We start from the raw sequence: 24,485 nt of genomic DNA, 5'->3' as shown, positions 1-24,485 counted from the left end.
CGGCGGCCTGGCACTCCAAAACCTGAGCGCGCCCGTAACCGGGCGCCGACCCGCACATTGCCGGAGCCGCTGTGAAAACGCTTACCGAGCTGCAGTTCGACAATCGCTTCGCCCGCCTTGGAGACGTGTTCTCCACCGAGGTCACACCCCAGCCGCTGGTAGAGCCGCGACTTGTGGTCGCCAGCGAAGCCGCGATGGGCTTGCTCGATCTCGACCCACCCAGCCGCGACGATCCGCTGTTCACCGAGCTGTTCTCAGGCCACAAGCTCTGGGCCACGGCGCAGCCGCGGGCGATGGTCTATTCCGGCCACCAGTTCGGCAGCTACAACCCGCAGCTGGGTGATGGACGTGGCCTGCTGCTCGGTGAAGTGGTCAACGAGGCCGGTGAACACTGGGATCTGCACCTTAAAGGCGCCGGCATGACGCCCTATTCCCGCATGGGTGATGGCCGTGCTGTGCTGCGTTCATCGATTCGCGAATTCCTGGCCAGTGAGCACCTGCATGCGCTGGGCATTCCCAGTTCCCGCGCGCTCTGCGTGACCGGTTCGGATACGCCGGTCTACCGTGAGCGCCAAGAGCGCGGCGCGATGCTGATGCGCCTCGCGCCCAGCCATGTGCGCTTCGGCCATTTCGAATTCTTCTACTACACCAAGCAGCACGACGAGCTGAAGAAGCTGCTAGATCATGTTGTCGAGAGCCACTTCTCCGAATGCCTGGAGCACCCGGAGCCTTACCACGCCTTCTTCCGTGAAGTGCTGGAGCGCACCGCCGAGATGGTCGCCAGATGGCAGGCGTACGGCTTCTGCCACGGCGTGATGAACACGGACAACATGTCCATCCTCGGCATCACGTTCGACTTCGGGCCCTACGCCTTTCTCGATGACTTCGATGCGCGCTTCATCTGCAATCATTCCGACCACGCCGGTCGGTATTCCTACGAGAATCAGGTGCCGATTGCGCACTGGAATCTCGCCGCGCTGGCGCAGGCACTGACGCCCTTTATCGCCATCGAACAACTGCGCGCAACCATGGATCTGTTCCTGCCGATCTACGAAGCAGCGTGGCTCGATCTGATGCGCAAGCGGCTGGGCTTGCAGACCGCCGAGGACAGCGACAAAGAGTTGATTCAGCGCTTGCTGCAATTGATGCAGAGCAGCGCCATCGACTACACGCGCTTCTTCCGCGAACTCGGCGACAACCCGGCAGAGCTGGCCCTCGCGCGGCTGCGCGAGGATTTCATCGACATCAAAGCATTCGACGATTGGGCCGCTACTTACACCCAACGTAGCGAACGCGAAGGCAACAATCACGAAGCACGCCGGGCGCGCATGCGCGCCGCCAACCCGAAATACATCCTGCGCAACTATCTCGCGCAACAGGCAATCGAGGCCGCCGAGGCAGGTGATTACGGCCCTGTGCAAGAGCTGCATCAGGTGCTAAGCCGCCCCTTCGACGAGCAGCCAGGCATGGAGCGCTACGCTGAGCGTCCTCCGGAGTGGGGCAAGCACCTGGAAATCAGCTGCTCATCCTGAGTCCGGGACTGCGCAATATGCTGCGCATTGTTTAACCGCTGAACCTGGCTACCCCAGCTGCAAGGCGCACAATCGCAGGGCTTGAGCGCACTTGCGCCAAACCTTGCGCAGCGCTCGGCAGAAAGTTGCCCAGCTAAATGTGAGCCGTCCCCCACTCAAGACGAAACCGACCGCAGCCGCACACCTAAGCAGCTGATTTTAATAGATTTCTTAAATATGGCACGCGCCTTGTACTTGTTTTGGAGCCATTCCGGCATTTAACAAGGCAAGGAGAGCGTTCATGCCAACACCCGCGTATCTGTCCCTCGAAGGCACCAAGCAAGGCCTGATCACTGCAGGCACATTCACCGAGGACTCGGTCGGCAATATTTTCCAGGAAGGACACGAAGACCAGATTCTGGTGCAGGCTTTTCAGCACCAGGTCATCATCCCGCGTGACCCGCAGTCTGGCCAACCAACCGGCCAGCGCGTTCACAAGCCGCTGATGATCACCAAAGTATTCGACAAGTCGTCGCCGCTGATCTTTAACTCCCTGACTTCCGGCGAGCGACTGAACAAGTGCCGCCTGGAGTGGTACCGCACGTCTTCGACCGGTACTCAGGAGCACTATTTCACCATCGAACTGGAAGACGCGGTAATCGTTGACGTGCAGTCACGCATGCCCAACTGCCAGGATCCGAACATGTCCCACTTCACCCACCTGGAAGACGTGTACTTCACCTACCGCAAAATCGTCTGGACCCACGAAGTCTCCGGCACTTCCGGCTCCGATGACTGGCGCACCCCGATCTCGGCATAAGCCCTGATCAGGCCTCGCGGCCCGGTTAATTCACTTCGGCCAGGGTTAGCTGGCCGATGCGTTTTCAGCCGACAGATGCAGTAAACAACGTAGTGCTTCACACGACGCTTTCACCAAAGGAGCGAAAATAGCTCCAAGATTTCTGCGGAGCTGGATGCTTTCCAATCCGCTGCACAGCTTGCATGTAATACATGCATTGCCGCCTTGCGAACCGCTATCGGGTCGCTGCCATGGACTGGTTACAAAGGAACAGGGAATGTTCAATCCGGCCAACGAAACGCATTTCAGCCTAATTGTTGAAGGCGTCCAACATGACCTGCAGGTACTCGAATTCAAAGGGCGAGAGGCTATCTCGCAGCCCTTCGCGTTCGATCTCGAACTGGTCAGCGAATGCCCCGATCTCGACCTGGAAAGCCTGCTGCATCAGCGCGCCTTTCTAACCCTGTCGCCTGGCGGCAAGGGCATCCATGGCCTGATCTACAGTGCAGCGCAAGGCAATTCAGGCAAACGTCTGAAGCGCTATCGCGTTACCTTGCGACCACAGCTCGCCTATCTGGCCCACCGCACCAACCAACGAATTTTCCAGCAGCTCTCGGTTCCGCAGATCATTGCGAAGGTGCTTGATGAGCACGGCATCCTTGCTGGCGATCGCCATCGTTTCGACCTTGGACCGGTGCTCTATCCCAAGCGGGACTACTGCGTTCAGTACGACGAAACGGATCTCCAATTCATCCAACGCCTCTGTGAAGAAGAAGGCATTCACTACCACTTTCAGCACAGCGAAACCGGCCACCTGCTGGTATTTGGTGATGACCAGACGGTGTTCCCGACGCTTGCCTCCGTTGCCTATCAGCAGGACAGCGGTATGGTCGCCGATAAGCCGGTCATCAAGCGCTTCGGCGTGCGCGTCGAGACCCGCACCAGCCGTGTCACCCGGCGCGATTACGACTTCGAAAAACCTCGTCTGACGATGGAAGCGGCGGTTAGCCGCAGCACCCAGCCCGACCTCGAGGACTACGACTATCCAGGCCGCTTTGTCGACCGCGAGCGAGGCAAGCATCTGTCCCGGCGCGCACTGGAACGCCATCGCCACGACTTCGAGTTGGCCGAGGGCGTGAGCGACCAACCACTGCTGGCCTCCGGACAGTTTCTGCCCCTAGCCGATCATCCCCGCGCCGACTGGAACCAGCTGTGGCTGCTTACCGCTATTCACCATGAAGGCAAGCAACCGCAAGTCCTCGAAGAGTCAATCACCGAGGCATCGCTCTCGCACGCACCAACCCTCTCTTCCTTTAGGGAAGAGCGTTGGAGCGCCGGGCTTAGAGATGAGGAGCTGGAGGGTATCGCCCAAGGATTCGGAGCCAGCAGTTTCACCCAGGGCTACCGCAACCACTTCACCGCCACACCCTGGGCTGTCCCTTTCCGCCCACCACTCGACCATCCCAAACCCCGCATCCTCGGCAGCCAGAGCGCGGTAGTAACCGGCCCGGCTGGCGAAGAGATCCATTGCGACAAATACGGCCGAGTGAAGGTGCAGTTCTTCTGGGATCGTGAAGGCCAAGCGAATGAACACACCAGCTGCTGGCTGCGCGTCTCGTCCGGCTGGGCCGGCGACCGCTACGGCGGCATTGCCATTCCTCGCGTCGGAATGGAAGTGCTGGTCACCTTTCTCGAGGGCGATCCCGACCAGCCATTGATCACTGGCTGCCTGTATCACAAGGAACACCAGGTCCCCTACGGCTTGCCGGCCAACAAGACCCGCAGCGTGTTCAAGACCCTGAGCAGCCCGGGCGGTGGCGGCTACAACGAGCTGCGCATCGAGGACCGCAAGGGCGCCGAACAGATCTACCTCCACGCCCAGCGCGATTGGGACGAGAACATCGAACAAGACCAGAAAATCCGCGTCGGTCACGAGCGCCACGACACCGTCGAGGCCAACAGCTACAGCGAGTTTAAGGCCGAGGAACACCGCACCACCCACGCAGATCGCAGAACCGAAATCCGCGCCAACGACCACCTGACTGTTGGCGGCAACCAACACGTGAAGATCGGCAGCGGACAGTTCACCGAAGCCGGCAACGAGATCCACCTCTCCAGCGGCCTGAAGGTCGTGCTTGAAGCCGGCAGCGAACTGACCTTCAAGGCTGGTGGCAGCTTTATCAAGCTTGATGCGAGCGGCATTACGATGGTCGGGCCTTTGATCAGGATGAACTCGGGGGGTAGTCCGAGGAAAGGCACGGGCGCGGCACCGGTATTGCCGGGGCAAGTTAGGCCGGCAGATGCGGATGTGCCTGGGGCTGTGCTTGAACATCGACTGATCCAAGCGAGATTCAGCCATACACCGCTAATCGAGTTGTGTCAGAAGCCCCGGGGCGGTACGCCAATGCAATGCCCGCTGGCCAACTGTCCTTGTCGTCATGCCGCCCAGCTAGGGAGCTGATTGATGTCTGTACAGATAATCTCCGGGCTTCCCAACCTTTCTACCCCACTCTACATGTTGCTCGAGTTGGATGAGCCGCTGCTGCAGCGAATCTACCAGCTCGAGCCTGATCCAAGCCCCGAAGCCTTATTTGCCAATACCGAGCTGGATGCTCATATCGAACAAGGCCCTTGGCTGCTACAACTGACGCCCGATAGCCCCTGGTTGGCTGCGTATCGCCAAGCACCGGAGCAGTGGCCTGGCGTGTTATTGAGTTCCGGGCGGCCAGTTGATGAGCTGTTGGCCCATCTGCGCGCAATGCTGGTCGTGCAGTTTGAAGGTGAGTGTAAGGGGATACTGCGCTATTACGACCCACAGGTGGCCAGTTACCTTTTCGCGGCGACCGAGGCCGTTATCACTTGGCTAGGCCCCATCGAGCAGTTGTTCTGGCATGGCGCCACCTGGGCAGACCGCAGCGAGAATATCAGCCATTGGCGCAGCCTACGGAGCGAGTCGACCAATCATGGGGCGCCGCCGAAAGGCTGGCTGATACTCGACAGAATGCAAATCGCTGCTCTCGAACGGCAGCAACTGGAAGCATTTGCCTATGAGCGCTGGCAGGAGCTTTCACAGGCTGAGTTCAACCAGATCTTGGGCTATCTGCAGCAGGGTCTTGCCTCTGGGTTCGACGACGAGAAGAGCCTGGGTGCATACATCGAAGCCCGGCTCACTTATCCCCAGCACCTAAGCCATCCCCAAATCGAATCGGGCCAGGTGCAGTTTCGTCTGCAGCAACTGCAATCCTGGCTGGAAGCCACACCAGTCCCCTCGGAGAGTCAAGGATGAATGCCAACGTAGGGAGTCTGTCCGGCAATCCGGCCTGTGAAGCTGGCAAGCTGATCGTCGAAGTGATTGGCAAGGATCACCCGCCGGAACAACGAGTGGTGTTCTATGACGAAACAGATCATGAGCTGCAGGAGTGGCTGACACAGCAGGCCAAACAAGAGCTTGTAGCCGATTCTCAGCGGAGCAGTACGCTGCATATCTGGGACTGGGAACAGCAACCGAAGCGCCATCTCTGGCTGGAGATCGAAGCAGAGCGCGGCAGCCCCATCCGCGTACCGCTGATGGACGACACACGCATTACTCCGCGCCAGCGTGAGCGGCAGTGGAATTGCATCGTCCCTGTAGTGCCCATGAGCACGATGCTCGGAGTCAGTGTCAACCACCAGCATCGCGAATATCCCGTGCATGTGCGCCCCGGCTTCATCTACCTGTTCTATCGCGGCAAAGTGTGGCGTGAACTGGAGATTCGTCAGGCTGAGGGACAGGCGACTTATCACGACGTACGCCTGAGTGATTTCCGCAATGGCGACTGCTTTCGAGATGGCGCCCGCACGGCCAGCGGTAAAGGACTGAGCGAGATTTGGCTGCCAGCCAAATGGAATAACCGCACGGCCCCGGATATCGAGGTGGCCTTTGCCGAGGTGCAATGGCCTGGCGTTCGCTTGAACGCCATGGAGCGCAATGCTCGCCTGCGTCGCGCCCGCTGCAATCGCTTGGGCTTGGCCGTAGCCGAACGCAGCCTCGGTAACACCACCTACCGGGCTCCAAGCCAGCAGCAAGCCTTCTACATGCAAAATGTCCCCGCCCATCGCCCGCGTGAGCCCGCCCGCGAATGGTTGTTCGATCAACCGCTCAAGTATCTGCACGATCTGAGCGGCCAGTACCCCGTGCAGAGCCTGCAATACGCTCAACAGGTTCATCAACGCCACGAGCGCGGCGACCCCAACCCAGGACCAACGCATCCACAGCAAACGCAAGATGACCTACGCCCGGAGGCAGGCGCCTGGGCCGTCGAACTGGGTGACACGCTGCAGAACCTCCAGCATGTCTGCAGTGCGGTAAACGAACGCGAACTCTGGAAGGCCGATGCGGCTGAAACCGACATGCTGGCCACGGTCAAAAAACGCCAGATCGCCGGTGTATTGGTGGAAGATGGCCTCTACCGCATGCGCCACCTGCTGGCGCGCACCAACCAGGCCCAGGCAGTGCTACAGCTTTGCGCGCAACGGGCCACCTTCCATCCCCATCACGCCTCGGCATTGTTGATTCAGCGGATGATGGTTCCACCCCATATCGGCGGGCAAAGCAACCCGCTGCACCGCTTCATCAGCCAGGTCAGCCAAGAGGGGCGTCAACAGATCGACCTGTGTTCGGGCCAGCATGCTCGCCAGTTGGCCATGACCTGCCTCAAAGCCGCACAGGACAACCTCGCCGCCGGGCTGGAACAGGCAGCCAACCAGCATGCGCTGGGCGACCATTTTTGCCTGGAGGGGCTCGACTACGCCGGCGCCTTCCAGCTTTGCAGTCAGCTATTCGTCTGCCTGGCGCGCACGGCCGATCAACAGGATCCATTCCTGGCGGCAGGCGATGCCCCACGCACAAGCGCGGGCAGGGGACTGCTAGGCAAGATTGCGCAGAGCGCCAGCCAGCCTCTGCACCGGATGTTGTGGCCAGAGGCGGACGACGACACGTTGCTCAAGCCCTATCAAGCGTTGCAAACACCGAACAACGGCGAGGGCCATTATCGTGCCGATGCGTTAAATCAGGTGGCGCAGCTCAATGCACCGCCCAGCGAAGAGCCGGCGACCCTGGAAGGCAACACACTTGCAGGCTTGATGCAACAGCCGGACTTTCTGCTCCTGCCTTCCGCCAAAAGCGGCGCCGCAGCGCTGATAACCGTATGGGAGAACCTGAGCAGCGCCCTGCAAGAGGCACAGAAAAGCCTCGCCAGCACAACGGCCGAGAACAGCCAGACGACCACCGAGAGCCGACGCAGCCGGGTTGAGGTGAACCAGCGCGAAGGCGAGCTAAGCCACGAACAAGAGCAGATTTTCCGGCCTAGAGAAGCGTTGGGTAACGAGGCGTTTCCTGCAAAATACCGGATGTATACCAAGGACCTGCAACTGCTGCGCAGCATGCTGCAACAGGACTTCGGTGACATGGTGTTCATTCGCCGCACGACCGCTAATCAGAAGAACTACTACTTCTTCGGTTTGACTGACCTCCCAGCAGCACCGCAAAACGCGCGTCGGATCTTTGGTGAACTGCTGGATATGGAGGGTCAATTACTGGCCAGCAGCAATGGTCGCACAGCCAATCGGGCCAGCATCGAGCAGCAGGCACAAGAACTCTTGTTACTGGCCATCCCCAAGAACCACCGCACCGCCCGTCTGATCAATGAGCTGAACCGGCAGATGGCCGAAGAGCTGCGTATCCACAACGACCTCCAGCAGGCGCAAGAGCGCCGGGAAGCCGCGCGTGGTCGCATGAGCGAAGCCAACAATGCCCTGAAACAGGCGCAAGAGCGGCTGGCCCAACAAGAACGCGGCTGGCGCCGAAGCGCACGCGGTGTGCTCGGTTCCAAGGCATTCCCGGCTGGCGTGTTGATTCTGGAGGCTTTTAATGTGCGGGCGGAAGCTGAAGCGGCAACCGCCAACATGAGGAATAAAGGTCTTGGCAGGGTGTTCTTTGGGTCGTTGAGCGCAGGCGTTGATTTAGTGTTAGCTGTAGAATTCCTCGCTAATAAGGTCGCGCACAATCAGCCGCTGGTACAACACATACAGACCAAGTATGTCGAGAAGGTGCTCTTCAAACCAGGCCCGCGCCTGCAAAGGTTCTTCGGCGAACGACTGGCGAACGTGACCGGCAAACTGGCCTTCCATACCTTCGCTGGCACGCTCTTCGTCGGTATCAGCATCTACGATGCCCTGCATGAAGCCAGCCTGGGTGACGACGCCGCCTGGGGCTACGGGCTGATGGCCGTGGGTGGCCTGGTGGGGGTGATTGGCGGCTTCTTTACCGCCAGTGGTGCGGCATTCCTGGGTATGGGCCCTATCGCCTGGGCCACTCTGCTTCTGATTCTGGCGGGGGCGGCGCTGGTCTGGTGGCTGGACGACAGCCCCATCGAGGAGTGGCTGGCCAACGGCCCCTTCGGCAGCAACCGCAGCGCCAAGGTGCCCCACCTCTGGGACGACCCGCAGGAGGCCTTCTACCGACTGGTCAGCCTATTTGCCGGCATCCGTGTCAGTATCGGCACCAACCCGGAACAGACTCGCTTCAGCGGCGCCATAGGCCTGCTCGACCCTGCCGAATACCACTCGATGCGCCGCGCCAATACCCGAGTGCGTATCGAAAGCAACCTGCCTGGGCTCGCCGCCACCCTGGGCAGCGCCAATATCCAAGCGGTCAGCCAATTGCGCAGCAGCAGTCATCGCCTCAGCCCTCGTGACATGACGCAGTCCAGCAGCCATAGCCTGAGCCCTATCCAGCCCCTGGCTCAGCGCCTTTTCCCCGACGCTCTGGAACTGTTCTACGAGGTGCCGCTCTCACAGAGCATGCCACGCACGCCCCCGCATCGATGGCAAACTTACGCCCTGACCGTACGCGCACAGATAATCCTGCAAGGTGAAGAGCGTACCTGGGTGTTCCCGGCACCGCCGCCAACCGATGTCTTGCGTTACGACCCTGATCGGCATGATGAACCCAACTTCAGCAAAACCAAGCAGCCCTTCTGGGCCAATGAACAGAGCCACCCGGACAGCCAGCCGTAAGGATGCCTCCATGACTGCCCACTACAGCCCTAGCGCCTACCAGCCAGCGCGCATTCCCGACCAGCCAGCAGCGGTCAAGCGCAGTTGGTTGTTCCGTTTTGGCAGCTCGCGCCTGCCATGGGGCCATACCGAGGACATCGTGCCCCATAGCATGCTGAGCCATACAACTCCCGCCGGCCTACGGGATGTTGAACGCTATGAGCACGCGCTGGCAGCGGGGGAGGAGCAACGGGAGGCATACGAACTATTGGATTACCACCAGATCATCGATCACGAACGCTATCGACATGCGTCACTCTCCAAACGCAGCCTGTTTTGGTTTTATCTATGGGGGGGGGGGCGCTTTGTTTTTTGGGTTATGGCGCTTTTATCTCCAGTTATCTGGGCGTGGCTATCTTGGGTTCTTGATGGCAAGTTCACGGCCAACTTATGGATGTTCGCCAAAGAAACAACATGGTATCTGACGGTACCCCTCGCCTGCTGGGCCATAGGCTCCCTAGTCGTTCACAAGCTGACCAACTGGGTCGTTCGCCCTTCCAAAGGCCCGCAGTGGGAGTTCAACCGCCGCAAAGGGATGGTCACCATCTTCGATTACGACAATATGGGCGAGTACAAACGCAGCGGCACTGTCGGTGAGTTCACCTACCCCTTTCATGAGTTCGATGCCTATATCAGCAGTGCCCCCGATCGCCAGGGGCTGATCTGGCATCAACTGCATCTGGTGCATCGCTCTCACGACCTGGCCATTGACCTCAGGCCCATCGTGCCCAAGGACTCCAGCATGGCGCCGCACTTCGCCGCCTGGGACTTTCTGCAGAACTACATGGACATTGGCCGCCCGCTGCCGGATATCCCACTGTTCGAGAAACACCGAGCGAACGACCCGACCACGGCGGCACATGACCGCCGCACGGGCCGCCCCGAGCGCTACTGGCGTGATATGGACGATGAGAACTGGGAGGCGCAACTCAAGCAGAGCCTGGGCCGCGTCAACGCCTATGACATCACCGGCCGCGTCAACCTGATGGATCGCCATGTGCGTTATGCCGATTGATTGCGAGCCCCAGGACGGCCCGATACGGCCACCGCGCCTACCGGCACCTCCACGCACACATGAATCGCATCATGCCGCCAATACTCCACGTCGCAATCGATCAACCGATCATGCTGGTCGCGGTTGAGGCGGGTGATGCGCAGCGCTGGGCTGCCGGGGGCGATGCGCAGGGTTGACGCGGCTTCGGTATGCAAAGCGGTGGGGACCATATCGAAGCGGACGCGGCCGTAGTGGATGTCATATTCGCTGGCATAGAGCTCAGTAAGCGAGCGGGTCAGGTCGAAGTCGAGGATGCCTGGGAAATAGCTGGGGTTCAGGTAGTGTTCGACGTAGAGCACTAAGCGGCCATCGATGCGCCGGGCACGGCGGATTTGGATGACGCCGGATAACGCCGGCAATCCCAGTCGCGCGCACATGTCTGCCGCAGCGGGCACCAACCGGGCCGACAGGACCTCCGTCGCTGGGGTCCGGCCCTGCTCTTGAACCATGGCGTGGAAGTGGCTCCGCACGAGCGGGTTGCAGGCAATCCGAGGCGGTGAGACGAACCAGCCTCGACGATCCTCGCGGTAGATCAGCCCCTGTGATTCCAGCTGGCCCAGCGCCTCGCGCAGCGTGATACGCGTGGTATCGAACAGCTCGCTGAGCTTGCGCTCAGACGGTAGCTGGCCACTGGGCTGGAGCAACCCGTGGGCGATCTGCTCCTGCAAGGACCGGCAGATTGCCGTAACCGCTCGCGGTGCTTCGTCACGCATCACTTACCCCCCAAGCTGGTCCAGACCAGTGCCAAAGCGGAGCGATTGCTCCCATCATTTTTTGGCTGAAGCCGACTTTCAGGCTAGGCAAGCTAAATGACCGGCGCATGACATCGGTGTGTAAAGCAGCCCATTTGCGTCTGCTCCGGCCCGATCAAGCGTATCGGTGAAACCAGATGAAACCGCGCCAAGCAAGGCGCTCAGCCTGAGCTAGGCTTGCTACGGCACTCCTGTCGCGGTGTCGCTCTAACGGGCGGCGGCGGAGGCAACGACTTCAAAATGTCATTTGCACCCCCTAGATTGGCTCCAGTCTTGCTGACCTAGACCAAACTGACCTGCGAAAGGAGCTTCTGATGAAACGACTGCTGCTGGCATCACTGCTGGGATCGGCGATTGCCTTGACGACATCGGCAAACGCTGCACAAACGGACCTGAAAGGCCTCGAAGAGGCGGCGCGTGCGGAAGGTGAGGTCAACAGCGTCGGCATGCCGGACAGCTGGGCCAACTGGAAGGACACCTGGCAGGACCTGGAGAAGAAGTACGGCCTCAAGCACATGGACACCGACATGAGCTCAGCGCAGGAGATCGCCAAGTTCGCCGCCGAGAAAGACAACGCCACGGCCGACATTGGCGACGTTGGCGCCGCGTTCGGGCCGATTGCTGTCCAGCAGGGCGTGACGCAACCTTACAAGCCGACCACCTGGGAACAGATCCCTGTATGGGCCAAGGACAAGGATGGCCATTGGATGCTGGCCTACACCGGATCGATCGCCTTTATCGTCAACAAGCAACTGGTCGACAAGGCACCGACCTCCTGGGCCGAGCTAAAGGATGGCAAGTACAAGGTCGCCATCGGTGACGTCAGCGCAGCTGCTCAGGCCGTAAACGGAGTACTGGCGGCCGCCATCGCCAACGGTGGTGACGAAACGAATATCCAACCGGGTCTGGATTACTTCGCCGAAATCGCTAAGCAGGGCCGCCTTTCGTTGTCGAACCCGACGATCCAGACGCTGGAGCGTGGCGAAGTGGAAGTCGGTGTGGTCTGGGATTTCAACGGCCTGTCCTACCGCGACCAGATCGATCCGAGCCGCTTCGAAGTGCTAATCCCCTCCGATGGTTCAGTGATTTCCGGCTACACGACCATCATCAACAAATGGGCCAAGCACCCCAATGCCGCCAAGCTGGCACGTGAGTACATCCTGTCCGACGCCGGTCAGATCAACCTCGCGAAGGGCAATGCGCGGCCGATTCGCGCCGAGCACTTGACCCTGCCAGCCGAGGTGCAGGCCAAGCTGCTGTCGAACGAGCAGTACGCCAAGGTCAAGCCCATCGAGAATGCCGAAGCCTGGGAAGCGACCTCCAAGGCGCTGCCGCAGCAGTGGCAGGAAAACGTGATCATCGAGATGGAGTGAGGCATCGACGGGGAGGGCGGGCTGACGCACACCCTCCCCGTCTACTGACTGCCTTCAACAGGAACGCCTCATGCGCAAAGCCATCCTCGTGATCCTCGACGGCCTGAGCTATTCGGTAGCCGAGCATGCCATGGGACACCTGCATGCTTGCTGCATGGCCGGGCGCGGCGCCTTGTATCGGCTGCAGTGCGAGCTGCCCGCGCTGTCCCGGCCGCTGTATGAGTGCATCCTCACCGGTGTGCCGCCCATCGAAAGCGGCATCGTGCACAACGATGTGGTACGGCTGTCCAGGGAGCGTAGCGTTTTCCACTACGCCCGCGACGCGGGGCTGAGCACGGCGGCCGCGGCCTATCACTGGGTCAGCGAGCTCTACAACCGCGCGCCGTTTCACGCCGCGCGTGACCGTCACAGCGAGACGCCCGAGCTGCCGATCCAGCACGGGCATTTCTACTACGAAGACCACTACCCGGATTCACACCTGCTTGCCGATGCGGAAAGCCTGCGACTGCGGCATAAGCCTGACTTCCTGCTAGTGCACCCAATGAATGTCGACGATGCCGGCCACAAGCACGGCCTGGATTCGTCTCAATACCGCAACGCGGCGCGGCGCGCCGACATCCTGCTGGCGGAGTATCTGCAGCGTTGGCTGGATGACGGCTATCAGGTGCTGGTCACCGCCGACCACGGCATGAACAACGATCGCTCCCATAACGGCTTGTTGCCGGAAGAGCGTGAAGTGCCGTTGTTCGTTTTCGGCTCAGCGTTCAGCCTCGACCCGGCCGCCCGCCCGAAACAGACCGAGCTGTGCGGCACGCTGTGCGAGCTGCTCGGCGTAGCCCACGACAAACCGCTGTGCCGGGAGCTGCTGATATGACCGCGCCGCTCCAGAACAACGTCAAGACCGCGGCCATACGCGACCATGCGGCTCCGACCGCCGTCAGCCGCAGGCCAACACGTGGCAAACACCTGGCGCTGCTCTGCCTGCTGCCTTTCGCGCTGTTCTTTTTTGCCTTTCAGATCGCCCCGCTGCTGTGGGTGACGGTCAACAGTCTGAACACGCCCGAAGGCTGGGGCTTGGCCAACTTCCAAAAGATCTTCGGCTCGAAGTTCTACCTGCAAGCCATCAAGCACAGTCTGCAAATCTCTTTCTGGTCGAGCCTGTTCGGCATCGTCATTGCGATCCTTGGCAGCTACTCACTGCGTCAGGTTGATTCCAGACTGCGTGACTTCGTCATGGCGTTCTCCAACATGACCAGCAACTTCGCCGGCGTACCGTTGGCCTTCGCCTTTGTCATCCTGCTCGGCTTCAACGGGGCACTGACGATCCTGCTCAAGCAGGCCGGGATCATCGAGGACTTCAACCTCTACTCCAAGACCGGCCTGATCGTGCTCTACACCTATTTCCAGATCCCGCTGGGTGTATTGCTGCTCTACCCCGCGTTCGACGCGCTGCGCGAGGACTGGCGAGAATCGGCCTCGCTGCTCGGTGCCGGCACCTGGAGCTACTGGCGCTACATCGGCCTGCCGGTGCTGACCCCCGCATTGCTCGGCACCTTCGTCATCCTGCTGGCCAACGCGCTGGGCGCCTATGCCACTGTCTACTACCTCACCACCGGCAACTTCAACGTGTTGCCGATCCGTATCGCGGCGATGATTTCCGGTGACATTTCACTGGACCCGAACATGGCCAGTGCCTTGGCGATGGTGCTGGTGGGGCTGATGGCAGTAATCACCGTGGCGCACCAGCTGCTGCTACGGAGGAGCTACCATGCGGGCCACTGAAGCCAGGCGCGGCCTGCTTTACCACCGTATCGTGGTATGGCTGCTGTTTCTGATCTTGCTGCTGCCTCTGGCGGCAACCTTTCTCTACTCGATCTCCAGCAGTTGGTCGGCGACTATCCTGCCGGATGGGCTGACTTTCGATTGGTATCTGCAGCTGTGGAGTGAAGAGCGCTTCCTGCGTGCCTTTGGCCAGTCCTTGCTGGTCTGCTTCGGCGCCCTGGCGCTGGCGGTGGTGCTGATCCTGCCGCTGCTGTTCGTGGTGCATTACCACTTCCCGAAGCTCGACGGCCTGATGAACATCCTGATCCTGCTGCCCTTCGCGGTGCCGCCGGTGGTGTCCTCGGTCGGGCTTTTACAGCTGTATGGCTCGGGACCGCTGGCGATGGTCGGTACGCCGTGGATCCTGATCGGGGCCTATTTCACCATCGCCCTGCCGTTCATGTATCGCGCGATCAGCAACAATCTGCAGGCGATCAACCTGCGCGACCTGATGGATGCCGCTCACCTGCTCGGCGCCAGCACCTGGAAGGCAGCCTTTCTGGTGGTGCTGCCCAACTTGCGCAAGGGGCTGATGGTGTCGCTGTTTCTGTCTTTCTCCTTTCTGTTCGGCGAATTCGTCTTTGCCAACCTGCTGGTGGGCACGCGCTATGAAACCCTGCAGGTGTACCTGAACAACATGAAAAACAGCAGCGGCCACTTCAACAGCGCGCTGGTGGTCTCCTATTTCTTCTTTGTGCTGGTGTTTACCTGGGCGGCGACTCGGCTGAATCGTGAGCGCACGGCATGAAGGCGCGAGCAGTTTCGTAGGGTGGGTTTTAGTTCCGAGAGGTGGGCGTTAGCCCTCGAGATAGACGGTGGGCTGAAGCCCACCCTACACAGGTATGTAGCTGAGCCCGTCGAGCGTGCCTCGGGAGGCCCAGCTCTTTCAAACTGATCCATGCCACCGCAGCGGCAATTCGAGACAGGAACCCTCATGAGCTACCTTTCCATTCGCGGCCTGCATAAATCATTTGGCGATACCCAGGTCTTCAGCGACATCAATTGCGAAGTCGCCAAGGGTGAGCTGATCACCCTGCTCGGCCCGTCTGGCTGCGGTAAATCCACGCTTCTGCGCTGCATCGCCGGACTGACCGAGGTGGATGGCGGGCAGCTTTTGCTCGATGGCGAGGATCTCGTGCCGCTTGCACCACAGAAGCGGCAGATCGGCATGGTGTTCCAGAGTTATGCGCTGTTCCCCAACATGACCGTGGAGCAGAACGTCGCCTTCGGCCTGCGCATGCAGAGCATCGCCCGAGACGAGAGCACACGGCGGGTGAGCGAGGTACTGGCGATGGTCGAGCTGAATGATTTCGCCCGCCGTTATCCGAGCCAGCTTTCCGGCGGCCAGTGCCAGCGCGTGGCCCTGGCGCGCTCACTGGTGACCCGCCCTCGCCTGCTGCTACTCGACGAGCCCTTGTCAGCGCTGGATGCGCGCATCCGCAAGCATCTGCGTGAGCAGATCCGCGCGATCCAGCAGGAGTTGGGACTGACGACCATTTTCGTCACCCATGATCAGGAGGAAGCCCTGACCTTGTCGGACCGCATCCTGCTGATGAACGCCGGCCGCATCGTCCAGAGCGCCGATGCCGAAACCCTCTACACCGCACCAGTGGATGCCTTCGCCGCCGGCTTTATCGGCAACTACAACCTGCTCGCCCCGGACATCGCCTCGCGATTGCTGCAACGCCCGGTTGATGCGCAGGTGGCGATCCGTCCGGAAGCCATCGCGCTGAGCAACTCGGCCGACGGCGGCAGCAACATTGCCGCCGTGATCAAAAGCCACAGCTTGCTTGGCAACGTGATTCGCTACCGCGTCGAAGCACGCGGAGTTGAACTGCTGGTCGATGTACTGAATCGCTCCGCCGCCGATCTCTTTCCCCGCGGCTGCCAGGTTGGCCTTACCATCGACGCTTCGGCAATTCACGAGGTGGCTTGATGGCCCTGGCAATTTTCGACCTGGACGAAACACTGATAGACGGCGACTGCGCCAGCCTCTGGGCCCATGAAATGGCCAAGATCGGCTGGGTGGATGGAGAATCCTTCCTGCGCAAGGATGCCGAGCTGATGGCTGAATACGCCTTCGGCACGCTGGCGATGGAAGACTACATGGCCTTCAGCCTGACACCCCTGGTAGGCCGCACGGCTGAAGAGGTGGACCATGTCGTCGAACCCTTCGTCGAGGATGTGATCGAGCCGCTGATCTATAACGACGCCATGCGCTGCATCGCCGAGCATCGCAAGGCCGGCGACCGCATCCTGGTGATTTCCGCTTCGGCGGAGTTCCTCGTCGGGGCCGTTGCCGAACGCCTCGGGATCAGAGAAGTGCTGGCCATTCAGCTGGAGGAACAACACGGCTTCTACAGCGGCAACACCCGTGGTGTGCTGACCTACCGTGAAGGCAAGGTGACGCGGTTACGTGAGTGGGCAGAGGCGGCGGGCGAATCGCTGGAGGGCGCGCACTTCTACTCCGACTCGACCAATGACCTGCCGCTGCTCGCGCAAGTGGCGCATCCGCATGTGGTGAACCCCGACCCGCTATTGCGCGAACAAGCCGAAACCCGGGGATGGCCTCAGCTGACCTGGACCTGATGCGCACCCATGCGCCTCAGCAGTTGGCATTCAATGGCAGCAGAACCCTGAACAACGCACCCTTGCCCTCTTCGCTCTCGACTTGAATCTGGCCTTTGTGCGCTTTGACGATCTGTTCTGCGATGAACAACCCAAGACCGAGGCCAGCACTGCATTCGCTGCCTTCGGCGCGCTCGAACTGGCAGAAGATGCGCTCCAGGCTCTTCGGGCTGATACCGATGCCCTGGTCGCGCACTTCGATACAGGCACCGGACTCGCTCGCGCCGACACTCACCTGAACCGGATTACCCGCACCGTAACGCATGGCATTGGTGAGCAAGTTGGCCAGCACCTGTTCGATACGAAACTCGTCCCAGCAACCGATGATCGGTTCGGGGCGCTGGAACAGCAGTGTGCAGCCGCTCACTTCCATTTGCGGGGCGAAATTTTCCACCACGCTGGCTACGAGCTTTCCCAAATCCACCTGCGTCGGCCGAATCGACAGCTTGCCGGTGCGGATACGCGACACATCGAGCATGTCGTCGATCAGGCGAATCAGGCTCTGAACCTGGCGCTCATCCTTGTCGACCATCTGCCGCAGCTTGTCCTCGCTGAACACCGCGGCGCTCTCGCGACCGAGCTGTAACTTACGCAGCTGCACTTCCAGAATGAGCGTATTGAGCGGCGTCTTCAGCTCATGGGAGACGATCGACATGAAGTCGTCGCGCATGCGCACCGCATTCTCTAGTTCGGCCTTGGTGCTGCGCAGCTCGTCGAGCAGCACTTCCTGTTCGCGGCGGCTGCGCTCCAGCTCTTCAAGCTGACGCGCCAGGCGCTTGCGGTTGCGATAAAGGTCGACGAACACACTGACCTTGCTGCGCACCGCATGGGTATCCAGCGGCTTCTGCATGAAGTCGACGGCACCGCTTTCGTAGCCCTTGAACGCATAGTCAAGCTCGCGCCCAGCGGCGCTGACAAAGACGATGGGGATCTGCTTGGTGCGCTCGGTACCGCGCATCAGCTCGGCCAGCTGGAAACCATCCATACCGGGCATCTGGACATCGAGAATGGCCAGTGCGAACTCGTGGCGGAGCAGCAGTTCAAGTGCCTGTTCTGCCGACTCGGCCTGATGCACCCGGATGCCCGGGCCCTGGAGCAGGGCCTCCAGCGCCAGCAGATTTTCCGGCAAATCATCGACGATCAGCAGGTTCGCTTCATCGGTTTGGTTGGGCATCAGTCACTCCAGATCACGCAACAATCGATGAATATCGCGTAAAGGCAAAATGTAATCCGGCGCGAAGCGCTGGAGTGCAGCAAGTGGCATCGTCGGCACCTCGGCTTCGCCGGGCTCCTGAACGATTGTGAGGCCGCCGGCCTGCTTGATCGCCTCAAGCCCGGCGGCGCCGTCCTCGTTGGCACCGGTCAGGAGGATGCCGGCGACGCGGTCGCCCCAGACATCTGCCGCAGACTCGAAGAGCACGTCGATCGAAGGTCTTGAAAAATGCATCGCCTCATCCTGGCTGAGCGACAGCGTCATGTCCGCCTCAACCAGCAGGTGATAGCCCGGCGCTGCGAAGTAGAGCGTGCCGCCGTGCACCGGCTCCTTGTCGCGCGCTTCCTTCACAGCCAGATCGGTCTTGCGCTGGAAGATCTCCACCAGCTGGGTCGGCCCTTTCGGGGGCACATGCTGAACCATCAGCAGCGGCAAGCGAAACGTACGCGGCAACCCCGACACCAGCGCACTGAGCGCGGACAACCCGCCAGCCGACGCGCCGATCACCACGGCATCCACAGGCCGGGCGGGCAGCTTGGTTGAGGCTTCGGCAGGGGCATTCATAGCTTGCGGAAAATCCTTTCCTGCTTGTTGAAGGCTTCGAACCGCCCGGCATAGCCGGAAAACTCGAGGGTTTCCTTGCTACCGAGGCCGAGGAAGCCCCGGTGGCAGAGCGAATCGAGAAACAGGCCAAAGGCCCGATCTTGCAGCGGCTTGTTGAAATAGATCAGCACGTTGCGGCAGGAAATCAACTGCGTTTCGGCAAATACGCTGTCGGTCGCCAAGCTGTGATCGGCGAACGTTACGTTCTCTTTCAAGGACTTATCCATGATTGCCGAGTCGTAGGCGGCCGTATAGTAATCGCTCAAGCTGTGCTTGCCACCGGCACATTGGTAGTTATCGGTGTACTGGCGCATGTTATCGATGTTGAAGATGCCCTGACGCGCACGCTCCAGCGACCTTGGGTTGATGTCGGTCGCGTACAGGATTGTGCGTTCGAGCAGCCCTTCTTCCTTGAGCAGGATCGCCATCGAGTAGACCTCTTCGCCCGTACTGCAACCGGCGATCCAGATCTTCAGTGACGGGTAAGTGCGCAATACCGGGATCACCTGCTCACGCAGCGCCAGGTAGTAGCTGGGGTCACGGAACATCTCGCTCACTGGGATGGTAAGGAACTGCAGCAGCTCCATGAACGCCTGCGAGTCGTAGAGAATCCGGCGCTGCAGCTCCGAAATGCTCTCGCAGCGCATCTGCTTCAGCGCCAGCAGCACGCGGCGCTTGAGCGAAGCGCTGGAATAGTCACGGAAATCGTAGCTGTAGCGCAGGTAGATCGCTTCGATCAGCAGCTTCAGCTCGATGGCCTGGTTGCGGTCCGGCATGTCAGAGCAGCTCCACCTTTGGTAGCCAGACGCGGATCAGCGAGAACAGACGGTCCAGGTCGATGGGCTTGGCCAGGTAATCGTTGGCGCCCGACCGCAGGCAGCGATCCTGATCATCCTTCATCGCTTTGGCCGTCACCGCAATGATCGGCAGCTTGGCGAAGCGGGGGTCCTTGCGGATCTCCTGCATGGCGGTGAAGCCGTCCATCTCCGGCATCATGATGTCCATCAGCACCAAATCGATATCGCCAACGTTCTGCAACTGGGCAATGGCCTCATGGCCGTTGCGCGCGATCTCGATCAGCGCGCCTTTCTGCTCCAAGGCGCTGGTCAGGGCGAAGACGTTACGCACGTCGTCGTCGACCACCAGAATCTTGCGGCCCTCGAAGGCCTTTTCCCGGCTGCGCACGCTTTTGAGCATCTTCTGGCGCTCCGGCGGCATGTCGGACTCCACTTTGTGCAGAAACAGCGTGACCTCATCGAGCAATCGCTCCGGCGAACGCGCGCCCTTGATGATGATCGAGCGCGAGTATTTCATCAGCGCCGCTTCTTCATCACGAGTGAGGTTACGTCCGGTATAGACGATCACCGGCGGGAAGGAGCAGATGTCCTCGCGCGCCATGCGTTCGAGCAGTTCATGGCCATCCATGTCAGGCAGTTTGAGGTCGATGATCATGCAGTCGAACACCGTGGTACGCAGCAGCTCGAGGGCTTGCTGACCAAACTCCACCGCGGTGATCTCGATATCGGTGTCCTCGATCAACCGCGAGACGCTTTCGCGCTGACGGGCGTCGTCTTCGACCAGCAGGATACGTTTGACCTTCTGCGCCAACTTCTCCTCGAAGCGGCCGAACACGGCCTTGAGGTCTTCGCGGGTCGTCGGTTTGGTCGCGTAGCCGATGGCGCCCATCTGCATCGCGGCTTCCTTGCGATCCTCCACCGACACGATGTGCACCGGGATGTGCCGCGTGATGGGGTTTTCCTTGAGCCGTTCAAGCACGGTCAGCCCGGAATGGTCTGGCAAGCGCATGTCCAGCAGGATCGCATCGGGCCGGTACTGCACTGCGGTGTCGAAGCCGTGGTCGGCGTTCTGCGCGATCAGGCAGCTGTATTTCAGTTCGTGGGCCAGGTCGCGAAGAATGCCGGCAAACTGCGGCTCGTCCTCGATTACCAGCACCGAACGCTCGAACGGGAAGCGCTCGCGATCGTCCGTCAGGGACGCCACGCCTTGGGCTTGCTCCAGCACCGGTCGCGGCGTTGCAGCAATAGGCGTCGTCACGGGTGCAAGCGCTGCCTGGATATTGATCGGCGCAGGTAAAGGCTCGTGCTCCTGCTCGGCCACCGGGGCACTGTAGTTCTCAGGGATGATCAACGTGAACACGCTGCCGGCCCCCGGCTCGCTACTGACCTCGATGGTGCCACCGAGCAGCTGGGCCAGCTCGCGGGAGATGGACAAGCCCAGCCCGGTGCCGCCATAACGGCGGTTGGTGGTGCCATCGGCCTGACGGAAGGCTTCGAAGATCACATCCTGCTGATCGGCGGGAATACCGATTCCCGAATCACGCACGGCAAAGGCGATCTGCTGGTCGTCACGGCGCGTGACCCGAAGTTCTACCGAGCCCTTCTCGGTGAACTTGAAGGCATTGGACAGCAGATTCTTGAGAATCTGCTCCAGCCGTTGGCGGTCGGTGAAGAGGCTGGACGGCACGCTTTCGTCGAGCTGAACGTCGAACTGCAAGGTCTTTTCCATCGCTTGGGCAAGAAACAGGCTCTTCAGGCCATCGACCAGTCGCGTGAGGATCAACAGCTCGGGATGGACATCCAGCTTGCCGGCTTCGACCTTCGAGATATCCAGAATGTCGTTGATCAGATTGAGCAGGTCATTGCCCGCCGAATAGATCGAGCGCGCGAACTGCACCTGGTCTTCCTGCAGATTGCCGTGCGGATTGTCGGCCAGCAATTTCGACAGGATCAGCGAGCTGTTCAGCGGCGTGCGCAGCTCGTGGGACATGTTGGCGAGGAATTCCGATTTATAGCGACTGGCGCGCTGCAATTCATCAGCGCGCTCTTCGAGCATCAACTGCACCTCATGCAGGCGATGGTTCTTCAGGTCCATTTCGTCGCGCTGCAGCGCCAGCGCCTGGGCCTGTTCGGCGAGCTGCTCGTTGGTTTGCTCCAGCTCGGCCTGCTGCTCTTCCATGTGCGCCTGTGACTCACGCAGGGCGTTGGACTGCTCTTCGAGCTCCTCGTTGGCCGCGCGCAGCTCTTCCTGTTGCACCTGCAGCTCCTCGTTGAGCTGCTGGGTTTCAGCCAGCATGCGCTGCAGACGCTGACGGTAGCGCGCGGCTTCGATGGCCGAGCCGATGTTCTCGCTGACCCGCTGCAGCAACTCACGGTCTTCATCAAGCAAGGGCCGCAAGAAACCGATCTCAAGCACGGCGTTGACCATGCCGCTGTCCTCGACAGGAAAGATCAGCACCGACGCTGCGTCAGCGCTGCCCAGCGCCGAGCTGACGTTCAGGTAACCCTGCGGCACATTGTCGAGCCGCATCACGCGGCGCTCCAGGGCCACCTGGCCCACCAGCCCCTCGCCAAGCTCCAACGCGCGACCGGATTGCAGACGTTCCCGGTCCCAGCCGAACTCCGCGACGCGCTGCAGCTTGCCATCCTGCGTGACGTAGAGCGCGCCAACACTCATGCCCAGGTAGCGCGCGAGGAAGCCAAGCACGTTCTGGCCCAAGGTCGGCAAGGCCTGTTCGCCAATCATTGATTCACTGAGCTGGGTCTGGCCTGTTCGATACCAGGCCTGCTTTTCCAGAGCGGCGGCGTGCGCCTGTTGCTGTTCGAGCGACTCCGAGTAGCTGTCCGACAAACTGATCAGATCACGCCGCCCGAAATAGACCAGCAGGCCGCTGAAGATCAGGCTGAACAGCAGAAAACCGCCAATCAGCGCGGTGGTGATCGCTTCGGTCGTGTCGGTACGCTCGGCTCGGACCTGGCGTTCGTGGGCGATGAACTCATTGAGCAGCCGACGCTGTTCTTCCTTCAGTTCAAGCCCTCTGTGGCTGCGGACATAGTCGATGACAGGCTGGTTCTGATCCCTGCGCTCGATCGCCTCCCCGGCGAAAGCGATCCATTGCTCATGCAGCCGGCCGATGCGCTCGACTCTATTCAGCTGTACCGGATCGTCGGCGGCGAACGTGGTCATCTGTTCGAACAGGCTTTCGTACACCGGCAGCTCATTACGGTAGGGTTCGAGAAACACCTCTTCCCCCGCAATAAGGTAGCCACGCATCGAGGCCTCCAGATCGCCCATCACCTTGAGCATGTCGTGGGCATAGCCGACGCCCACCACCGAGCGCTCGACCCAGTGGCCGACGTTGAGCAGGAAGTAAACAATGGCACTGAAGAAAAACGCGCTGAGGAAACCGAAACCCAGAGGCACCGCCACGTTGCGGTTGAGGATTCGCTTGAAGTGATTCTGATCGATGAAAGAGTCGCCCATCTGGTTCCTTCCAAGCCACTGTGCCCATGACAGTGGCCCACGGCCACGCCGGCAGATGCATCCGCGCGAGGCGAACGTCTCCGATCCCGACAAGTTCTTGGTGATTCGCGTGAGATGCCACAAGCCACGCAGTCGATCGGGGACTTTACACCGCCTCGCTTGCAAGCACAAAAAAGCCCGGCCGAATGGCCGGGCCCGATTGCTCGCGGGTCAACCCTTAGCGACGGGCAATGATCCAGACCGCATGAATGATCCCCGGGATATAGCCCAACAAGGTCAGCAGGATGTTAAGCCAGAAGGCGCCCCCCAGGCCTACCTGCAGGAACACCCCCAGCGGCGGCAGCAATATCGCGATGATGATGCGGATCAGGTCCATTGTGGTTCCCCTTAAGTCTGGTTTAGCCAATCGGTCTACTGTGAATCGACCGGTTAGCCGGAAAGGGGTTCCTTTGACTACAGCAATCGGCGCGCCTACAGATAACGCGTCGGGACGTTTCGATGGAGCAACCGCAGCCGAAAAAGGCAGCGATTTCAAAATCCGGTAGCGACCGTTTGAGTCGCCTGGGGCACCCGAAGGGCGCAAGAAGGAGAGAACGCGGCTGGCCTTGGAATGCAGTCAGCTGAATGCGTCGATGCCGTCTGCCTTGTGAGCCACGTGCAACGCCAAGCAACAGCGCTAGGCCAGCCGACTATCGCCGATAATCCAAGCCCGTCGCCATAAGCGAATAGTCGAACATGACACCCAACATTCCGATTTTTTGCTGCTAAAGACGAGCAGGCGGTTCGGGCCTGTTGCGCTTACGTCGGATGTTGATCCATGACAACACGGCCAACGCCAGCATCAGCCCGGTCATGTTGTAGTTTCCGGTCGCCGCGTAGCCCAACGCTGCGAGCGAACAGGCTACGAAACCGATCCACCTGACGTAACCCATCGCTGTTCGCACCGCGCCGCCAACGCGGTCATCGTCTTGCTGTCCCATTCCACCTCCCCGCAGGCGTTCCAGCGCCTTGGCTAACGTGGCTGCTGCTGAGCAGCGCCTCGCCACTTTTATTCAGCGCTCACGCTGCGTCCGTTTCACGCTGCCACATGGCGCGGCAAGGGGCAATGCTCATGGCAGTCAAACAGCGTGCCGCCAGCGAGCCACATCCGCCACGTTTGAGGCGATTAATGCAAAAAAAAACCGGAGTAGCGGAGCATCACGCAACGGCACGCACCTTGCGCCGTAGACCGCCCCTTTGGTTCGGTCCTGCACGAGATGTGAGGCTCGTTGATCACCCGGCCACCAGGGGCGCTGCCCCTTGCCGATGACCTGGGTCAAGGTACCGCACAGCGAAGAGGAACCTGCGGCCGACTG

Annotated in this window: 19 protein-coding genes; 12 read left to right on the top strand and 7 right to left on the bottom strand. The window is 60.6% G+C overall.

All coding sequences use genetic code 11. The features are described from left to right. The first annotated feature begins 71 nt into the window (after positions 1-71). The 6 genes from selO (at position 72) to ACSSNI_RS01615 (ending at position 10,420) form a co-directional block, all read left to right on the top strand. Positions 72-1,532 (top strand): protein adenylyltransferase SelO, encoded by a 1,461-nt coding sequence (selO, locus tag ACSSNI_RS01640; protein WP_448258894.1) that lies wholly within the window; start codon positions 72-74, stop codon positions 1,530-1,532. 280 nt (positions 1,533-1,812) lie between these two features. Then, positions 1,813-2,331 carry an Hcp family type VI secretion system effector gene (locus ACSSNI_RS01635; protein WP_159966966.1) on the top strand — a complete coding sequence of 173 codons (519 nt, stop codon included), beginning with the start codon at positions 1,813-1,815 and terminating at the stop codon, positions 2,329-2,331. Between the two features lie 256 nt (positions 2,332-2,587). Beyond that, complete coding sequence (locus ACSSNI_RS01630; RefSeq protein ID WP_448258891.1) at positions 2,588-4,771, top strand: type VI secretion system Vgr family protein; 2,184 nt, start codon at positions 2,588-2,590, stop codon at positions 4,769-4,771. 3 nt (positions 4,772-4,774) lie between these two features. Beyond that, on the top strand, positions 4,775-5,596 hold the full coding sequence (locus tag ACSSNI_RS01625) for a DUF4123 domain-containing protein (protein WP_448258889.1): 822 nt from the start codon (positions 4,775-4,777) through the stop codon (positions 5,594-5,596). Further along, positions 5,593-9,366: a hypothetical protein gene (locus ACSSNI_RS01620; RefSeq protein ID WP_448258888.1), complete on the top strand. Its 3,774-nt coding sequence runs from the start codon at positions 5,593-5,595 to the stop codon at positions 9,364-9,366. Before ACSSNI_RS01625 ends, ACSSNI_RS01620 begins: the two co-directional genes overlap by 4 nt. A gap of 10 nt (positions 9,367-9,376) precedes the next feature. Continuing rightward, entirely contained in the window at positions 9,377-10,420 is a 1,044-nt protein-coding gene (locus ACSSNI_RS01615; RefSeq protein ID WP_448258886.1) for a hypothetical protein, read from the top strand. On the opposite strand, the gene ACSSNI_RS01610 is transcribed toward ACSSNI_RS01615, so the two are convergent. After that, on the bottom strand, positions 10,408-11,172 hold the full coding sequence (locus tag ACSSNI_RS01610) for a UTRA domain-containing protein (RefSeq protein WP_448258884.1): 765 nt from the start codon (positions 11,170-11,172) through the stop codon (positions 10,408-10,410). The genes ACSSNI_RS01615 and ACSSNI_RS01610 overlap by 13 nt on opposite strands. Positions 11,173-11,525: 353 nt before the next feature. Here ACSSNI_RS01610 and ACSSNI_RS01605 point away from each other — a divergent pair, with 353 nt between their 5' ends. The 6 genes from ACSSNI_RS01605 to ACSSNI_RS01580 all read left to right on the top strand — a co-directional run bounded on the left by ACSSNI_RS01605 (position 11,526) and on the right by ACSSNI_RS01580 (position 16,994). Then, entirely contained in the window at positions 11,526-12,584 is a 1,059-nt protein-coding gene (locus tag ACSSNI_RS01605; protein WP_448258882.1) for an ABC transporter substrate-binding protein, read from the top strand. Between the two features lie 70 nt (positions 12,585-12,654). Continuing rightward, on the top strand, positions 12,655-13,458 hold the full coding sequence (locus tag ACSSNI_RS01600; protein WP_448258880.1) for an alkaline phosphatase family protein: 804 nt from the start codon (positions 12,655-12,657) through the stop codon (positions 13,456-13,458). Further along, on the top strand, positions 13,455-14,366 hold the full coding sequence (locus ACSSNI_RS01595; protein ID WP_448258878.1) for an ABC transporter permease: 912 nt from the start codon (positions 13,455-13,457) through the stop codon (positions 14,364-14,366). Before ACSSNI_RS01600 ends, ACSSNI_RS01595 begins: the two co-directional genes overlap by 4 nt. Continuing rightward, on the top strand, positions 14,353-15,153 hold the full coding sequence (locus tag ACSSNI_RS01590; RefSeq protein ID WP_448258876.1) for an ABC transporter permease: 801 nt from the start codon (positions 14,353-14,355) through the stop codon (positions 15,151-15,153). Before ACSSNI_RS01595 ends, ACSSNI_RS01590 begins: the two co-directional genes overlap by 14 nt. 186 nt (positions 15,154-15,339) lie before the next feature. After that, positions 15,340-16,341, top strand: coding sequence for an ABC transporter ATP-binding protein (locus tag ACSSNI_RS01585; RefSeq protein WP_448258874.1), 1,002 nt, complete (start codon positions 15,340-15,342; stop codon positions 16,339-16,341). Continuing rightward, on the top strand, positions 16,341-16,994 hold the full coding sequence (locus ACSSNI_RS01580; RefSeq protein ID WP_448258872.1) for an HAD family hydrolase: 654 nt from the start codon (positions 16,341-16,343) through the stop codon (positions 16,992-16,994). Before ACSSNI_RS01585 ends, ACSSNI_RS01580 begins: the two co-directional genes overlap by 1 nt. A gap of 16 nt (positions 16,995-17,010) precedes the next feature. Here the strand turns inward: ACSSNI_RS01580 and ACSSNI_RS01575 are convergent, their stop codons facing one another. From ACSSNI_RS01575 to ACSSNI_RS01550, 6 genes are all read right to left on the bottom strand, one after another. After that, on the bottom strand, positions 17,011-18,207 hold the full coding sequence (locus tag ACSSNI_RS01575; RefSeq protein WP_448258870.1) for a hybrid sensor histidine kinase/response regulator: 1,197 nt from the start codon (positions 18,205-18,207) through the stop codon (positions 17,011-17,013). A gap of 3 nt (positions 18,208-18,210) precedes the next feature. Next, positions 18,211-18,810: a chemotaxis protein CheB gene (locus ACSSNI_RS01570; RefSeq protein WP_448258868.1), complete on the bottom strand. Its 600-nt coding sequence runs from the start codon at positions 18,808-18,810 to the stop codon at positions 18,211-18,213. Continuing rightward, a complete protein-coding gene (locus tag ACSSNI_RS01565; protein ID WP_148925402.1) occupies positions 18,807-19,625 on the bottom strand; it encodes a CheR family methyltransferase in 819 nt (272 codons plus the stop codon). The genes ACSSNI_RS01570 and ACSSNI_RS01565 overlap by 4 nt, the downstream gene beginning before the upstream one ends. Before the next feature lies 1 nt (position 19,626). After that, the gene (locus tag ACSSNI_RS01560) at positions 19,627-23,130 is read right to left on the bottom strand and encodes a response regulator (RefSeq protein ID WP_448258866.1); all 3,504 of its coding nucleotides are present in this window, start codon (positions 23,128-23,130) and stop codon (positions 19,627-19,629) included. Between the two features lie 217 nt (positions 23,131-23,347). After that, positions 23,348-23,506 carry a YqaE/Pmp3 family membrane protein gene (locus ACSSNI_RS01555; protein WP_045423855.1) on the bottom strand — a complete coding sequence of 53 codons (159 nt, stop codon included), beginning with the start codon at positions 23,504-23,506 and terminating at the stop codon, positions 23,348-23,350. Positions 23,507-23,894: 388 nt separating this feature from the next. Then, entirely contained in the window at positions 23,895-24,110 is a 216-nt protein-coding gene (locus tag ACSSNI_RS01550) for a hypothetical protein (RefSeq protein WP_448258865.1), read from the bottom strand. Between the last annotated feature and the right edge of the window lie 375 nt (positions 24,111-24,485).

The sequence above is a fragment of the Stutzerimonas tianxiuensis genome, from assembly GCF_053470365.1.
This window is presented reverse-complemented; position numbering and strand designations above follow the sequence as displayed.

Bases quoted from the DNA above. Each gene is read 5' to 3' on its own strand.
- ACSSNI_RS01565 (WP_148925402.1), bottom strand. From the start codon at position 19,625: ATGCCGGACCGCAACCAGGCCATCGAGCTGAAGCTGCTGATCGAAGCG.
- ACSSNI_RS01610 (WP_448258884.1), bottom strand. From the start codon at position 11,172: ATGCGTGACGAAGCACCGCGAGCGGTTACGGCAATCTGCCGGTCCTTG.
- ACSSNI_RS01575 (WP_448258870.1), bottom strand. From the start codon at position 18,207: ATGCCCAACCAAACCGATGAAGCGAACCTGCTGATCGTCGATGATTTG.
- ACSSNI_RS01635 (WP_159966966.1), top strand. From the start codon at position 1,813: ATGCCAACACCCGCGTATCTGTCCCTCGAAGGCACCAAGCAAGGCCTG.
- ACSSNI_RS01605 (WP_448258882.1), top strand. From the start codon at position 11,526: ATGAAACGACTGCTGCTGGCATCACTGCTGGGATCGGCGATTGCCTTG.
- ACSSNI_RS01620 (WP_448258888.1), top strand. From the start codon at position 5,593: ATGAATGCCAACGTAGGGAGTCTGTCCGGCAATCCGGCCTGTGAAGCT.
- ACSSNI_RS01555 (WP_045423855.1), bottom strand. From the start codon at position 23,506: ATGGACCTGATCCGCATCATCATCGCGATATTGCTGCCGCCGCTGGGG.
- ACSSNI_RS01595 (WP_448258878.1), top strand. From the start codon at position 13,455: ATGACCGCGCCGCTCCAGAACAACGTCAAGACCGCGGCCATACGCGAC.
- ACSSNI_RS01600 (WP_448258880.1), top strand. From the start codon at position 12,655: ATGCGCAAAGCCATCCTCGTGATCCTCGACGGCCTGAGCTATTCGGTA.
- ACSSNI_RS01630 (WP_448258891.1), top strand. From the start codon at position 2,588: ATGTTCAATCCGGCCAACGAAACGCATTTCAGCCTAATTGTTGAAGGC.
- ACSSNI_RS01590 (WP_448258876.1), top strand. From the start codon at position 14,353: ATGCGGGCCACTGAAGCCAGGCGCGGCCTGCTTTACCACCGTATCGTG.
- ACSSNI_RS01625 (WP_448258889.1), top strand. From the start codon at position 4,775: ATGTCTGTACAGATAATCTCCGGGCTTCCCAACCTTTCTACCCCACTC.
- ACSSNI_RS01550 (WP_448258865.1), bottom strand. From the start codon at position 24,110: ATGGGACAGCAAGACGATGACCGCGTTGGCGGCGCGGTGCGAACAGCG.
- ACSSNI_RS01560 (WP_448258866.1), bottom strand. From the start codon at position 23,130: ATGGGCGACTCTTTCATCGATCAGAATCACTTCAAGCGAATCCTCAAC.
- ACSSNI_RS01580 (WP_448258872.1), top strand. From the start codon at position 16,341: ATGGCCCTGGCAATTTTCGACCTGGACGAAACACTGATAGACGGCGAC.
- ACSSNI_RS01570 (WP_448258868.1), bottom strand. From the start codon at position 18,810: ATGAATGCCCCTGCCGAAGCCTCAACCAAGCTGCCCGCCCGGCCTGTG.
- ACSSNI_RS01615 (WP_448258886.1), top strand. From the start codon at position 9,377: ATGACTGCCCACTACAGCCCTAGCGCCTACCAGCCAGCGCGCATTCCC.
- ACSSNI_RS01585 (WP_448258874.1), top strand. From the start codon at position 15,340: ATGAGCTACCTTTCCATTCGCGGCCTGCATAAATCATTTGGCGATACC.